The organism is Algibacter sp. TI.3.09, from assembly GCF_038154905.1.
Taxonomy (GTDB): domain Bacteria; phylum Bacteroidota; class Bacteroidia; order Flavobacteriales; family Flavobacteriaceae; genus Algibacter.
The window spans coordinates 559,057-573,985 of the sequence record NZ_JBAKAN010000001.1; the positions used below are offsets into that span (position 1 = coordinate 559,057).

Sequence of the window (14,929 nt, forward strand, 5' to 3'; positions counted from 1 at the left end):
ATTAGCGCGTTCGAAGTGTTGATTAATTATTGGATATATATCTGAACGCGGGCTTGGTCTCTCCATTTTTGTTAATAAAACCAAAATGCTCCTGAGCTCGTTTTCTCCAAGGAAGTCTACCAACGACTTCTTTTGGTACTTCTGTAAAGTCGTATAAAGTCCAAGATATAAAAGCAATATCATGTTTTTTAAATATGTCTTGTGCTTTTTTATGAAACACAGCCTGATCCTCATCGTTATCTCCAAAAGGCTTCCAAAACCCATTGTAGGAAGACATACCATACTCACCTAAAACAATTGGTTTTATTGGTATTTCTGTTTTTAAGTGAGTGTATTTTTCTTCTAATACATCTAAACTTTCATAATAATGAAAGGATATAAAGTCTAGTTTATCTTTAAGTATGGGTGCACTATCTATATTATTCCAACCAATAGTTACAGCGTGCTCGCTATCAACAGATTTTACTAAATTTATCATATTATCTAGCCAAGCAATAACGATATCCTTTCCTCTAGATTCAAAATCTAAATTAGGTTCGTTTTTAATATCCCAAGCTAATAAGGCTTCATGGCTTTTTAATGCCGCTACAATGGTTTCTGCATGACGTTGGTTTAGTGTCCAGTCTAGCACAGAGTAATCTCCATAAAAATCAAAAAGCGTAACAATAACTTTTAGTTTTTCCGATTCAGCGACATCTAAGGTTTGCTTTAATCGATCTAGTTTTTTGTAATCTACTGTTGCTTTACCAAAACTTTCATAAGGCACAAAAATCCGTATCGTGTTTAAACCCGCTTTTTTAATAATTTTTAAATCTTTAGAAATGGTATCTAAATTAAACTTATCGCCATACATATCCCATGGCGAAGCTTGCGGATAATAATTAATACCTTTTATTTTAAAATTATTAAGTGATATTTGGGCGTTATCCAATTTCTGGATTTTCGTATTTTCTTTAACTAAATGCCTCATGCGCCAAAAACCATCTTCTAATAAAAACACCATTTTATAGGTAGATGTTTCTGTGGTTTCTAAAATTAAAGTATCGTTTTTAAAAACACGTTTATATTCTACAACATTATCATCGGTAACTACAGCAAGCTGGCCATCTTCACTATAAAATTCTAGGGTAGGGTGGTGCTCTAAAGTTGTAGCATCTATAGTGATGTTTTGCTCTTTATTTAATTCAATAAAATTGAATAAATTTTCGCGAGCATTATCGGTATAATAATCTTTTATACCTGCTGGTTTATTGGTTTTATATGCTATTTGCTTTACATACCAAGCATCGAGATAGTTGTTTTGTAAGGCGCTTAAGTTTTGCGAATCTATTGGTCGGCCTTCATTATTTAAAGGAGCCCAAGTAACTTTTGGTAAATATTGTTCTACTTTCTGTATTTCTGTATGCAGCATAGTACTTCTATCTGCACCCGTGTTTAAGTAGCTAAATAAAGCACTTACACCAGAAATTATTAATGCTACAAGCATAATGTATGAGGCTATTAAAATGGTGCGTAATATGTTTTTGCTTACACTTACCATAGTTTTATATTATTAAAAGTTTTTTCTAATCCAGCGGTTTGGATTTTGATATTGTAGTTGTCTGGTTTAAAGATATCAGATTTTAGATAAAAATGAGCATATCCATCAACCGATGTTTTAGTATATTTTTCAAGAAGTGTATCATTTTTGTAAACTAGAAGTTTTACTTGTAAGCCATCAGGAATCATTTGTTGCATAAAACTTTGGAGTGGACCCACATTGATATCTCGTCCGTCTTTAGAAAATTCAACAATAAAATCTTCAATAACTTGTGTGTATGCTATGGTTATGGTGTTACTTTCAGACATACCTTCTACGTAGGCTTTAATGCTCCAATTATCGGCATAATCTGGATGAATAATCTTAGCCGTAGCAATACCATCTAACGTTGTTCCTGAGGTTTTTAAAATGTTTCCGTTTTTATTGGTGATGTAGAAAATTACAAAAGTACCATCGCTTACAACGTTATCTTGCTTATCTTTTATTATTGTAGTCGAAAAGGTGGTCACTTGGTTACCATCGGCATAATCGTGAGGTCTGTGTGCCGAAATTTCAAAATCTACAGGCACGGCAGGCATAACGTTAATAGTGAATTCTTTGGAATTTATACTTAAACATTCAGATGATACGAGCATGCGTCCGCTTTCTTTTTTAGAATGAATATTTTTGAAGGCAATTAAATTGTTAGTAACAATATTATCTACTTCTTCCGAAGCTAGAAATTGATGTTTTGCATTTACAGTTGTGTTTTTTGGAACTGGGTTATCTAAAGAATCTGTTGGTATAATAACGAGCATGGTATAATCTTTACCTCCAGCTTCTATACTTGGCGGACCAATATAGGTTTCCATTGTGGCTACTTCGGGCTTAGGCACCATGTGAAATACTCCAGAAAGTGTGTTGCTGTTATAGATTAACGACCAATTGACCACACCTACTTTTTTATAAATATTTGTAGGGATTTGATAACGGAGTTTCTTGTTTTCTAAAGTTGGGGTAATTAATGTAGAGCCATAACTATTTGAGCAATACAGCATAGGTAGTAAGGCATCAGTAGTCGAAAACTCTAAAACTACGTTGGTACCAACAATAAAATCGGTTTGTGTGGTTAGTAGTTTTATGTTCGCTGTATTTGCGTGTATAGTTGTAAAGGATGATAATAAAATCAATCCTAAAGTTAATAGATGTGTACGTTTTAGTTGCATTAATTCGGGCTGCCTATATAAGTATTCATTTCAATTTTAATATAACTATAATCGGGATGCTCAATTTTTTGAAACTGAGTATTCGCATGATTTTCAATTCGATCGGGTACTATTTTATCTGAAATAGCATCGTTTGGTAAACCGTTAATAAAAATATTGGTCATATCATCATTAATAATTTTAACCGTACCATTTTTTATAATCGGGTATTCAAAATGAAGTTTTCTTTGTTGCCTTATGCCTTCTTTTACAAACATATGGTCTACCCAAAGCATATTTTTATCTTCATTGTAATAGGTTACCAATAACTGCGGAATTGTGATTTCTTGAATTCCGCTATTAAATAAATTTCCATCTATAACGCCATCTTCAATGTTTAATTCACTTAAAACAATATTTTTGTACAAATCTGATCCCGAGACATTACCGGCTACTTGTAAATTGAATTTTGTTGGTTGCTCTTCAAATTCAACAGGCGTAAATTCATCTGGATTAAAAGTATCTGGAATAGAATCTTGAGTTTTAGACCAAGCAATGCCTTCAAAATTAATTCGGAAACTACTAGATTCCTTTGGCATTAATTTATGTTTTACATGGTATTTAGCATTGTAGGTTGCTAATTGCTTATTATCATCATTATAGAGTGTTCCTTTTAAAATAACATCGGCAGGCACATTATCAATATTTTGTACTTCACCAATAATAGCGTAGTGGTTATCGTATTTTACAAGCTTAGCAGAAAGTACTTCTAAAACAGGTTGTTTTAAAATATCTTCATGATGCGTTTGTTCTGTTGTAATACGTCTTCTACCTTGGTTAAAATATTTAGTGACATTATTAGAATATAGCTGGTCTGGAGGTAGATCGGAATTTAAATCATCGGGTTGTAAAAACCATTTTCCTTTGTGGCTAGACAAGGTTTTATAGTCAATCTTCTCTATTTTTTCTAATGGTGTAATCCATTGTGTAGTCACTTTTGCAGATGCTGTGCTATCATTATGCATGGTGACTTCGGTTTCTATAGCATCCATTTTGGCATAACTACTCAGTAAACCATCGGTAACCGATATTTCTAGCATATACTGCGCTATAGGTAGATTACTGTCAGGATCAATTAAGCCATGTGCTGTTTCAAATTCTTTAAAATCTAACGCATCATAATAAGCGATAATAGCATTTTCTGGACTGCGCTGCGAATCGTTTTTAAGGTAGAATAAATAGATACCATAAACAATAACACACACCAATATAAGCGACCAAATATGCGTTATAAATAACACGCCTCTAGAGAATTTAATGTATCGTGTAGGGTATTTTAAAAAGTCTGGCTTTTCTTTAATTTTTGTTTTTAAAGCATTTACCCAAAGCATTTGTATATTAATTACAAATGCAATTAATACCGTTAAAAAAGGCATAACTCCCCAAAGAATTTTTAACCATTTGGCTACATCTTCCTTTGGTAAAATAGCAGGAACAGGCGGAATATTTAAACGCTCCCAAACCATAATACCATTTTCTAATTGCCGTAAACGTTGCCAGCCGCAATAGTAGAGAATGGGGTCGTAAAATTTATCGTTAGAAAATATATATTTTAGATTGTATTTTTCGGGTGTGGTTAAAAATTGCTGAAGCGATCCAATACCGGCAACACCTTTAAATTTAGAGTTTTCCAAACGTTCTATAGGGCGCGTAGTTAATTCTGGTAATCGCCTAGCAGAGTGGTAGTTTCCATCAACCGTCATGGCATCTGTTTGTGCACTTAACCAAGCCATCTGGTCTCCAAAACCCAGGGTTAAAAATCGCCATTTATCGTGATCATCTTGGTTTAAGAAATTCACAATAGGAAGCATTTTTATTTTCTGAGGTTGCGATGGTCTAAAGTATCCTAAACTCATGGTGAACATAACCATAAACACAAATAAGCCAGCAAGTATGCCGCCAATAATTCTGTGATAAACAGCTCCAAATTTAGTTTGAATAAGTTCTTTCAAATCGCCTTCTACAAATCGGTATGTAAATTCACCAAACAACGGTATAGACATTATGGACGCCCACAATGTAAAACGGTCTAAGGTTAAAATATTAAATGCCGTTTCGCCAAGTATTTTTAAAGGTACAGGCGTAGTACCACCAGTACCTAAAATAGTACAAATGGTTATAGATAAACCAAAAAATAAATAACGTTTAGAATAGTATCTATAAAATATATAAGGTAAAACAATAAGTAAAGTACCCCAAGGAATCAAAAAGAAAACCAAACCAGAAGATGTGATTTCCAAGAAATTATCACGAGAGCCATGTGGTATAGGGACTTGCGTAATAGGGTTTGCTTTAGAGTTTATCCAATAAGGCAGAATACAGAAAATAATAATAACCAGCGATAGCATACCGAAACTTACAATACGCTTAAAGAGTTTAAAAAAACTGTTTAAAAAAACCTTAAAGGTTACTTCTTTCATGGTGTTTACCTGCTCTCGAGATACATCCATAATAACCATACCAATTAAAGGGAATATGAAGAAGACCATCCCGAAAATAGGTGTTACATGGTGAGATGTTACAGTTACCGATATTAGCGATAGCGAGGTAACTAAGTACCAAAGTTTACCCGTTTTAAGCCATAAATATATTTCGGGTAAGGCATGCATCAATACTGATACACCTATAATACTAGGTAACTGACCAAATATGTGTAACGTTTCTACAAAAGAAGACGAGAAAACGGCTAGAACACAAGCATATCCTGCCACCGTTTTATCCGATGTGATTAATAGAGAAAACCGGTAAGATCCCGTTATAAATAATACAATAGCAATAAGAGCTACAGTAAACATACCAAATTTTAAACCTCCAATTAAGGAGAAAAACCCAATAGATTGATGTACTAACGGCGGATAACTTTGTACTGTAAAGCCCGTATACCACTCGTAATTCCAGGGCTCAAACCAACTATTAGCATAATGATCGGCAAAAAATAAATGTATTAAAGCATCATAAGTTGTTTCTAATGTAAAGAAAATAGAAGAGCCATGAAATGCAAGGCCAACTAGTAAGGCTACAATTAAATATTTATTAGATGTTTCTTTCATTAAGTGGTTTAAATCTCTAAGAGCTACATGGTAAAGATAAATAATTTCCTAAAGGCACATAATTTATTTATCTACAGAAATCTGCAACTCATCGACAGTTAAGCTGAGGTTAATCTAAATATAAATTTTAACAGGGAATTCAGACGTATTTTTGAAGTATAATCCACTGAAACACTAAAATAATGAAAATATTAGCCATAGACGATGACCAGCTAGTTCTGTTGCCGCTAAGGAAAAAACTAGAACAATTAGGATATCAAGTCTGCACCTCAACAGACCCAGAAAAAGGATTTGAAATCTTTGATAGCTTCAAACCCAACCTTTTAATTGTCGATATTAATATGCCAAAATTTTCAGGTTTGGAATTTATCAGGTATATTAGGGACATTAAAAATTCAACAATACCAATAATAGTACTCTCAGGAAATACAAGCGCCGAAGCTATTTCCGAAGGATTTAGATTTGGAATTAATGATTATTTAAAGAAACCAATAAGCTTAAATGAGATCTGTGATCGCATTAAACGTATAAATATTTATTTTAGAACCCATTAACCAATTCATTTAACCTACGAATTTTAAAAATTTTGTTATGAAAATATTAGCCATAGACGACCAACAGCTAGTTTTACTACCGCTCCAAAAGCGATTAACCGATTTGGGATACGAAGTTGTAATTGAAACCGATGCTAATCAAGCAATTTCGGTTTACAATACCTTTAATCCAGATTTAGTAATTGTTGATATTAATATGCCTGGAGTTTCTGGTTTAGATATTGTAAAGTATGTAAGAAACTCTAAAAATGGAGATACACCAATTATGGTGTTATCTGGAAATACAGAAGATAAAGTAATTACTGAAGGCTTTGATTTAGGTATTAACGATTACATGAAAAAACCGTTAAGCTTAAATGAAATTTCGGCAAGAGTAAAACGATTAATAGGTCAGCCAGATGTTGTAAGTACAAATGATACTACTGGAGATGGTGTAATACAACACCGTTGTGTTGGTGTGGTTATACCTTGTTATGATGAAGAGGAGCGCTTGTTAAGTAAAGAATTTACCGATTATATAAGCACAAACACAGGGTACCATTTGTGTTTTGTTAATGATGGTAGTAAAGATGATACCTTACGTGTTTTAAACGATTTAAAAAAAGGTAGAGAAGATTTTATTACAGTTTACGATTGCGAAAAAAATGGAGGTAAAGCCGAAGCCGTTAGGTTGGGAATGTTACACATGGCTAAACATGATGATTTAGATTATATAGGTTTTTTAGATGCCGATTTATCTACAGATTTAAGAGATTTTGACGATTTAGTAAAAACGATTGAAACTACAGATTTTAAAATTGTTAGTGGTTCTAGAATTAGTAGAATGGGGGCAAACATTACTAAAGAGTCTGCAAGAAAAATTATTAGTATGACTATTAATTTCATTATCAGAAAAATACTGGGAATGGACTTTAAAGACACACAATGTGGTGCTAAAATTTTTAGTAAAGATGTTATAGAACTTTCTTTTAGAGAAAAATTTGTTACACAATGGATTTTTGATGTTGAAATTTTTAAAAGAATGACCTTGTATTTTGGTACCGAAACTGCAAAAACTTACATCTGTGAGCAGCCATTAAAAAGATGGATTCATGCAGATGGATCTAAGCTATCCATGAAAGATTCAGTGAAAATCGTGGGGCAACTTGCTCAAATTGCTTGGGTATATAGAGGAAAGAAATCTAATGATAAAATAGTTAAGGCTTCTAGTGTGAAGGCCTAAATACTTGTCATGAAGATTGGAGTAATAATAGTATTTAATAATAATGCTTTAGAAATAGAAAGAGGGTTATTTGATAGTTTATTTAATTTTAGAAGTGAAGTTAAATTGTGCCTTATAAATAATGGCAGTAGAGATGATACATTAGATAAGTTAGAAATGTTGATAGACACATCTGGCTTAAATTGTACACTCATAGATATAAAACAAGATAAAGGAATAAACTTTGCTATTAAAGCGGGTGCCAGATATTTTTTTAATCAGAATAAATTAAAATATTTTGGATATTCTACCACATCAGATTTAAAAGTATCTGAAGATTTGTTTTATTTAATGAATGAGATAGAAAATTTTGTAAAGACAATGATTAATTTTCGAGCAGATAAAGTGGAAAGCACAAACAAAATGAAACCTGTGTTCTTCAAAATATAGCTTAAATAGAAAACTGTTCCTGCTTATGTTGTTTTTAAAACGAAACGCTAAAATCTTCCCCAGATTTTAGCGTTTTTTTTGTTTTAATATTGTTTTTTAATTGGGGTTAACCACCAATAGTTATCATACTTCTATTGTTATTGTGCAGTTTAGGTTCTTGTAATTTTTTTAGAGTATCCATACCACCTCGCACTTTAAATTTAGCTTGTACAGCTTTTTGGATAATTGGCTCAATAGAATTTCCTGCTCTCAAAGTTGTTAGTAAATCGGATTCTCCCGATGAAAACAAGCAGTTTTTTAATTGTCCGTTTGCTGTTAATCGCAATCTATTGCAAGAATCGCAAAACGGATTAGTCACAGAACTAATAATAGCAAAACTACCTTGGTAGCCTTTTATTTTATAGTTTTTAGAGGTATCATTTGGAGCATCGGTTAAGCGCACAATATCCGTTTCGGGGAAAGCGGCGTTAACCAATTGCATAACATCGGCATAAGATACCATTTTACTCATATCCCATTTATTGCCATCAAAAGGCATAAACTCTATAAACCGAACCGCAATGGGTAAATCTTTAGTGAAATGGATAAAATCGATAATTTCATCTTCATTAAAATCTTTCATCAATACCGCATTAAGCTTCACATTAAAACCTTCTTTTACTAAAAGTAAAATGTTGTTATAAACTTTCGTGAATTGATCTCGCCTCGTGATGTGCTTAAACTTTTTGGCATTTAAAGAATCTAAACTTACATTAATATTGTTAACTCCATTCTTTTTTAGAATATCAATATACTTATCTATAATTACAGCATTAGATGTAATTGATAATTCTACAGGAAGTGATGATAGTTGTTCTAAAATTACAGGAATATCCTTTCTAATTAAAGGTTCACCGCCGGTTAGTCTAATTTTAGTAACGCCATGTTTCACGAATATTTTTGCTATATCGTAAATTTCCTCGTAAGTCATTAAATGGCTTTTAGGCGAAAGCGGAACACCTTCTGCAGGCATGCAATAGGAGCAACGTAAATTACAGCGTTCTATTAACGAAATTCGTAAATATGCGTGATCTCTGCCGTGTAAATCTTGTAATACGGGAATTTCGTTTTTCATTACTATTATTTTAATTTATTCTATATTTTCAGGTTTAAAAAACCAGAAGTAATCTTTTAAAAACTAATCGTGTCTAGCGCCTTTCAAAATCCTGAAACTATGTAAAACAGCAGGGAAAATGGCATCCATAGATTCCTTAGCACCATTAGTTGAGCCAGGTAAAGCTAAAATTAGTGTATCTTTTATAGTACCAGCAACGCTGCGCGATAACATAGAAAACGGTGTACGGTCTTGGCCGTAATTTCTAATAGCTTCTTCAATTCCAGGAATACGCCTATCTAACAACGGAATTAAAGCTTCTGGTGTTACATCGCGCCCAGAAAGTCCTGTGCCTCCAGTGTAGATAACCATATCTATACCTTCGGCTTCGTATTGTTTGGCTTTAGCTTGAATATCTTCAATTTCATCAGGAATAATAACATATTCTGAAATTTTCACATCACAAGATTCTAGCTTTTCAATTATGGCTTTACCAGCTTTATCTTCTTTATGTCCAGCAGAAATAGTATCAGAACAAACAACTACTGCTGCTTTTAAATCTTTTCTAAAACGATCTCTAAAATCCGATTTCCCACCTTTTTTCTCTAATAACTTAATGGCGTGAATCTCGATGCCTTTATCAATAGGTTTTAACATGTCGTACATATTTAAAGCCACAACGCTTGCGCCGTGCATGGCTTCAACTTCTACACCTGTTTTGTAAATGGTTTTTACTGTAAAAAGCACGGTGATTTCCAATCCGTTAATATCGTATTCCACACCGGTAAATTCAATAGGTAAGGGGTGGCAATCGGGTAAAATATCTGGAGTACGTTTTACTCCCAAAAGCCCTGCAGCTTTGCTCATCGCAAAAACATGTCCTTTAGGCACGGTATCGTTTTTAATAGCTTCTATAGTTTCAGGTTTACTTACCTTTACCACAGCTTGAGCGGTTGCTGTGCGTAAAGTTGTGCTTTTATGGGTGATGTCGACCATTTTTCTAATGTTTAATCGTTGATTTGTTTAACTATTTACTTTCCATTGATGTGTTTCATCTTCAAAAATCTCTTTTCCAAAAACGGGTACATCAGCTTTAATCGCTTCAACTATAAATTCTAAAGCTTCAAAAACCACTTTCCGTCTCGGTGATGATACAAATACAAATAAGCATATTTCACCTGCTTTTACAGTACCTAAACTATGGTAAATGTGCATGCAGGTAAGGTCGAATTTATCAAAAGCAGCCTCTCGAATATCATGGAATTTTTTGTTTGCCATATCTTCGTAAGCCGTGTATTCTATAGCTGCTACCGTTTTGTCATCGATAACATCGGCACGAACTTGTCCTAAAAAAATGTTATGAGCACCAATACTTGTTTTCGTTTGATGTTTATAAATAGAATTCCCTATAAAGTCTGATGTTATTGGGCCTTCTTTAAATACGCTTTTAGGTTTTTTATCTTTCATTTAGTAACATGTTATTATGTTCGTTTATTTTGTTTTGTATTTCGGCGGCGCCTTCAAGAATACTAAAACAGTTTAATATGTTATGTTCTAATAATACTTCTACAGCGCGTTTACTTCGCATTCCTGATTGGCAGAAAATGGCTTTCTTTTTTGTGATATCGATTTGGTCTAGTTGATTTTCTAGCTGACTTAACGGAATATACATAACAAGTAAATCATTAAGTTTTGGTTGTTCATGAGTTTCTCTAACATCAATAAATTGAATGTTTTTTTCTGATAAAACGCTTTCAAATGAAATAGGAATAATTTCAATCTCACAATTCAAATTAATTGCTTTTAGATGAAAATTGTCTTTGTCTTTAAGAACAGATTGAATGGCAATTTCCGACCGTTTAATTTTTAAGGTTGTGTTTTCTAAAGTTAAGGCATTATAGCAAAATAGTTTCCCAGATAGTGTATTACCAAGTTCCAATATTATTTTTAAAACCTCATTAGCTTGCATGGAGCCAATAATTCCTGGAAGTACACCCAATACACCAATTTCGGAACAATTCGGGGCACTACCTTTTTCTGGAGCCTCAGGAAACAGGCAGCGGTAACTTGGACCATTTTGGTAATTAAACACAGAAACCTGACCTTCAAATTTATAAATAGCGCCAAAAACTAAAGGTTTGTTTGTTATAATGCACGCATCGTTAACTAAGTAACGGGTTTCAAAATTATCAGAACCATCAACAATAATATCGTAGGCTTTAAATAAATTAAGCGCATTTTTATGCTTTAGTTTTTCGGGATACGCTTTAATCGAAATATCACTATTTAAATCTTCTAAACGTGCTTTAGCAGCCTCTGCTTTATTTTTACCTAAAGTTGAAGTGCCATATAAAACCTGACGCTGTAAATTTGAAATATCAACAACATCAAAATCTATAATGCCAATGGTTCCAACACCTGCAGCGGCGAGGTATTGCAGAATAGGGCATCCCAAACCACCAGCACCAATGACTAAAACCTTGGCGTTATAAATTTTATCTTGACCGTTTTGGCCAATTTCTGATAAAATAATATGTCTGTTGTATCTGTTATTCATTTTTTACTAATTCAATAATTGTGTAATTTTTTATTTTAGATTGAAAATTTTACCCGCCGGCAAAAGGTGGTAATAATGCAATATCTTGTCCGGAAAGTTTAGTAGCTTCCGAAACCAATTCTTGATTTTGCGCGACTTTAAAACCGCTGTTTTCTAAGTTTTTGTATTTGGAACGAAGGAAGTTTAAAAGCTCTGAAACATTGTCTCCAGAAAACTCAATCTGCTCTTCCTTAACTTTTGTGATTTCAGCAATTTGGCCGAAATACTTTATATTTATTTGCATGCTTTTTAGCTGTTTTAATTCGTTTTGAGTGTTAACATTGGTTGTGAACTTCGCTTCATTTTTATTAAGAGAAATACTCTTAACGCTACATTGGTTTACTGCAAATTGTAATTTTCGTTCTCCCGCGTTTAATAGCTTCTCAAATTTAGTAGTGCAAGATTTACTATAAAGTGCAATCAGTGGCATTTTTCGATTATTACTTTCTATTTGAATAACTTCGGAAGTGGCATCGATAGCCGAAATTAACTGCCTTAAAACATCTGAATTTATCAAAGGAATATCGCAACTCAGTACTAAATTGTAATCTGTTTTAGATTCTTTCAAACCAGAATAAATTCCGGCTAAAGGCCCTGCGTTTTCAATAGAATCATTAATTCGGTTTACTCCAAAAACATCATAATCCGTATTATTTGCTACTATAATAAGTTTTGATACTAACGGCTTTAAAGCATCGATGCTATGTTGCATAAACGATTTACCATTCAGCATTAAAAAGCCTTTATCAGTACCCATTCTAGAACTTTTTCCGCCTGCGAGAATAATGCCTGTTATGTTCGTTTTATCTATCATATTTAAGTGAAAAATAATTTGCCGCAGGCAATAATTAAAACAAAGGATAAAATATAGCGCAGTTGCATGTTGTTTATTTTTTTACTTCCGAAGTAACCACCTAAAACACCTCCAATTAAAGCAATGGCTACTAATAGAAAGGATTCCTTTTGAAGTGTTACACCACTATATAATTGGCCAACCAAACCTGATGCTGAATTTACCCAAATGAATAGTGCAGAAACGGCTGCGGCTTCCTTCATTTTACCCCAATGAAATAGTAAAATTACCGGACTTAAAATAATGCCGCCACCAATACCAATGAGCCCGGAGAAAAACCCGATTATACTTCCGAAAAAGAGTCCTTGCCAAAGTTTTACTTCTTTTATATTATCACTTTCTTTTCCAAAAACATTCAGCATTTTTAATATGGCAAAAATGAGTAAAACGGCCAATATTTTTTTATAAATAGAAGCGTCAATTTCAATAGTACCACCAAAAAAAGCAAATGGAATAGAGGTTATTGCAAAGGCTAGAAATAGTTTTTTATTAAAAAAGCCTGCTTTAAAATAATAGTAAAATGAAATTCCTGCTACAAATAAATTAAGCAATAGGGCAGTGGGTTTCATTGTTTCTGGAGCAAACGAAAACAAAGCCATAAGGGCTAAATAACCACTTGCGCCACCATGTCCAACACTAGAATATAGAAAGGATACAATGGGCAAAATAATTAAAAACAAGGTTATGTTTTCGGTTTGTAGCATTGTGTTTAATTACTTATTATTTGTTTATGATTGTTGGATTATTTTTTAAGATAACTTCAGACATCATTCTGAGTACTTTTTTTGCTGCGTACTATAATTCATCAAGTTTCTGAGCTTGTTCATCTAAAAAATCCCAACAGTTTTTATTTATTTCATCGAACACAGCAATTAATTGTTTGCCATAATCTGTTAATTCTGCACCTCCGCCACCTTTGCCGCCAGTACTATTTATAGTTACAGGTTTTTTAGCCGATTTGTTTACAGAATCTATTAGCGACCATGCTTTTTTGTATGATAAACCTAAAGTTTTAGCTGCTTTAGATAAAGATCCTTCGGTTTCAATGGCTTTTAATAATTGTACGCGTCCTTCACCTAAAAGCACATGGTTTTTAGATTCTATCCAAATTCGGCTTTTAATTTTATAGCTCATATTATTCGGGTAAAATTATGGTTTCAACGGTTTTTCCTATGGTGATTTCCTGTTCGTTTTCATCCATAAAAACTAATGCGTTGGCCAAAGCAAAGGTTTGTTGCATGGCCGAACTTTGTCCTTCTAGAATTTCAACTTCTCCATTATTATAAATGGCTTTTAAAAACTGAGGCCTATCACCTTTTTTTAGAAAATGTGTTGTGGATTTGGCTGAAACCCGCTTTAATTCTAGATCTTCACGATTCATCATTTGCTGTAAGGCTATGTAAACATAAACGTAAAAACAAGTAAGTGCCGCAGCAGGATTACCCGGTAATGCAAAAACTTGAGTCGCTCCTTTTCTTCCGTAGAATAAAGGTTTTCCTGGTTTTTGTTTCACTTTATAAAAAAGTTCTTCAACGTGTAATTCCGTTAAGGCTCTACCAACAAAATCGTAATCTCCAACCGATATACCTCCTGTAATGATAACAAGATCGTTTTCATTAATTGCCGTTTTTAACTGAGCTACAGTTCGGCCATAATTATCAGCAACGTTGTATAAATTGATATCGTAGAACTTTAAATTGTACAGCGCACTCAGTAACATTTTAGAGTTGCTTTCGTATATTTTTCCGTGTTTTAAATCGGTTCCAGGGTCTACCAATTCATTTCCTGTGGTAATAATAGCTATAGATGGTTTTTTGTATACAGAGACTGTGGTGATACCTAAAGAAGCTAAAAAACCAATGGCCGCCGGTGTTAATTTTGTTCCTTTTTTTAAAGCTAAATCACCATGTTTTACTTGTTCTCCTAAAGGGCGAATATTTTGTTTTATAGAGACGTCACCTTCAATTTTTATTAATAGTTTTTCAACGGTAACTTTTTCTTGCATAACCACTGCATTTGCAGTTTTTGGAACGGCAGCTCCTGTAAATATCCGGTAGGCTTCCCCTGGTTTTAATACAGATTGGTGTCCATCGCCTGCTTGAATTTCTCCCATTAAGCGGTATGTGTTGCTATCGTGCAAGTTTAAAGCATATCCATCCATGGCCGATTGATTAAATGGCGGCATGTTAATAGGGGATGTAACATCTTTAGAAAGTATATAGCCACCGGCTTTTTCAACTGTTTTAATAGTTGTTTTCATTAGAGCGTTGGTGTTTGCCTTTACTGTAGAAATGGCTTGTGCTATGGAGATCATTATAAATATCGTTATGTATTAGCAAATATAACGA

Annotated in this window: 14 protein-coding genes; 3 read left to right on the forward strand and 11 right to left on the reverse strand. The window is 33.4% G+C overall.

Annotated elements, in window-relative coordinates; translation table 11 throughout:
• Positions 1 to 22 precede the first annotated feature (22 nt).
• The 3 genes from V6246_RS02080 to V6246_RS02090 are packed head-to-tail and all read right to left on the reverse strand — an operon-like array spanning position 23 to position 5,834.
• Complete coding sequence (locus tag V6246_RS02080) at positions 23 to 1,540, reverse strand: glycoside hydrolase family 2 TIM barrel-domain containing protein (protein ID WP_341558747.1); 1,518 nt, start codon at positions 1,538 to 1,540, stop codon at positions 23 to 25.
• On the reverse strand, positions 1,534 to 2,745 hold the full coding sequence (locus tag V6246_RS02085; RefSeq protein WP_341558748.1) for a hypothetical protein: 1,212 nt from the start codon (positions 2,743 to 2,745) through the stop codon (positions 1,534 to 1,536). Before V6246_RS02085 ends, V6246_RS02080 begins: the two co-directional genes overlap by 7 nt.
• On the reverse strand, positions 2,745 to 5,834 hold the full coding sequence (locus V6246_RS02090) for a hypothetical protein (protein WP_341558749.1): 3,090 nt from the start codon (positions 5,832 to 5,834) through the stop codon (positions 2,745 to 2,747). The genes V6246_RS02085 and V6246_RS02090 overlap by 1 nt, the downstream gene beginning before the upstream one ends.
• Positions 5,835 to 6,016: 182 nt before the next feature.
• On the opposite strand from V6246_RS02090, the gene V6246_RS02095 reads away from it, so the two are divergent.
• The 3 genes from V6246_RS02095 to V6246_RS02105 are packed head-to-tail and all read left to right on the forward strand — an operon-like array spanning position 6,017 to position 8,039.
• The gene (locus tag V6246_RS02095) at positions 6,017 to 6,388 is read left to right on the forward strand and encodes a response regulator (RefSeq protein WP_341558750.1); all 372 of its coding nucleotides are present in this window, start codon (positions 6,017 to 6,019) and stop codon (positions 6,386 to 6,388) included.
• Between the two features lie 37 nt (positions 6,389 to 6,425).
• Complete coding sequence (locus V6246_RS02100) at positions 6,426 to 7,610, forward strand: response regulator (RefSeq protein WP_341558751.1); 1,185 nt, start codon at positions 6,426 to 6,428, stop codon at positions 7,608 to 7,610.
• A gap of 9 nt (positions 7,611 to 7,619) precedes the next feature.
• Positions 7,620 to 8,039 (forward strand): glycosyltransferase, encoded by a 420-nt coding sequence (locus V6246_RS02105; RefSeq protein ID WP_052415278.1) that lies wholly within the window; start codon positions 7,620 to 7,622, stop codon positions 8,037 to 8,039.
• Between the two features lie 106 nt (positions 8,040 to 8,145).
• Here the strand turns inward: V6246_RS02105 and moaA are convergent, their stop codons facing one another.
• The 8 genes from moaA to V6246_RS02145 all read right to left on the reverse strand — a co-directional run bounded on the left by moaA (position 8,146) and on the right by V6246_RS02145 (position 14,895).
• On the reverse strand, positions 8,146 to 9,153 hold the full coding sequence (moaA, locus tag V6246_RS02110) for a GTP 3',8-cyclase MoaA (RefSeq protein WP_341558752.1): 1,008 nt from the start codon (positions 9,151 to 9,153) through the stop codon (positions 8,146 to 8,148).
• A 63-nt stretch (positions 9,154 to 9,216) separates the two neighbouring features.
• Positions 9,217 to 10,128, reverse strand: a complete 912-nt coding sequence (moaCB, locus tag V6246_RS02115) for a bifunctional molybdenum cofactor biosynthesis protein MoaC/MoaB (protein ID WP_074936230.1) — start codon at positions 10,126 to 10,128, stop codon at positions 9,217 to 9,219.
• Positions 10,129 to 10,155: 27 nt separating this feature from the next.
• A complete protein-coding gene (locus V6246_RS02120) occupies positions 10,156 to 10,599 on the reverse strand; it encodes a molybdenum cofactor biosynthesis protein MoaE (protein ID WP_159020103.1) in 444 nt (147 codons plus the stop codon).
• Complete coding sequence (gene moeB, locus V6246_RS02125) at positions 10,589 to 11,689, reverse strand: molybdopterin-synthase adenylyltransferase MoeB (protein WP_341558753.1); 1,101 nt, start codon at positions 11,687 to 11,689, stop codon at positions 10,589 to 10,591. Before moeB ends, V6246_RS02120 begins: the two co-directional genes overlap by 11 nt.
• A 49-nt stretch (positions 11,690 to 11,738) precedes the next feature.
• Positions 11,739 to 12,542 (reverse strand): NTP transferase domain-containing protein, encoded by an 804-nt coding sequence (locus tag V6246_RS02130; RefSeq protein WP_341558754.1) that lies wholly within the window; start codon positions 12,540 to 12,542, stop codon positions 11,739 to 11,741.
• A gap of 2 nt (positions 12,543 to 12,544) precedes the next feature.
• On the reverse strand, positions 12,545 to 13,285 hold the full coding sequence (locus tag V6246_RS02135; RefSeq protein ID WP_341558755.1) for a sulfite exporter TauE/SafE family protein: 741 nt from the start codon (positions 13,283 to 13,285) through the stop codon (positions 12,545 to 12,547).
• Positions 13,286 to 13,376: 91 nt separating this feature from the next.
• A complete protein-coding gene (locus V6246_RS02140) occupies positions 13,377 to 13,715 on the reverse strand; it encodes a winged helix-turn-helix domain-containing protein (protein ID WP_341558756.1) in 339 nt (112 codons plus the stop codon).
• Between the two features lies 1 nt (position 13,716).
• Positions 13,717 to 14,895: a molybdopterin molybdotransferase MoeA gene (locus tag V6246_RS02145; protein ID WP_341558757.1), complete on the reverse strand. Its 1,179-nt coding sequence runs from the start codon at positions 14,893 to 14,895 to the stop codon at positions 13,717 to 13,719.
• Positions 14,896 to 14,929 lie beyond the last annotated feature (34 nt).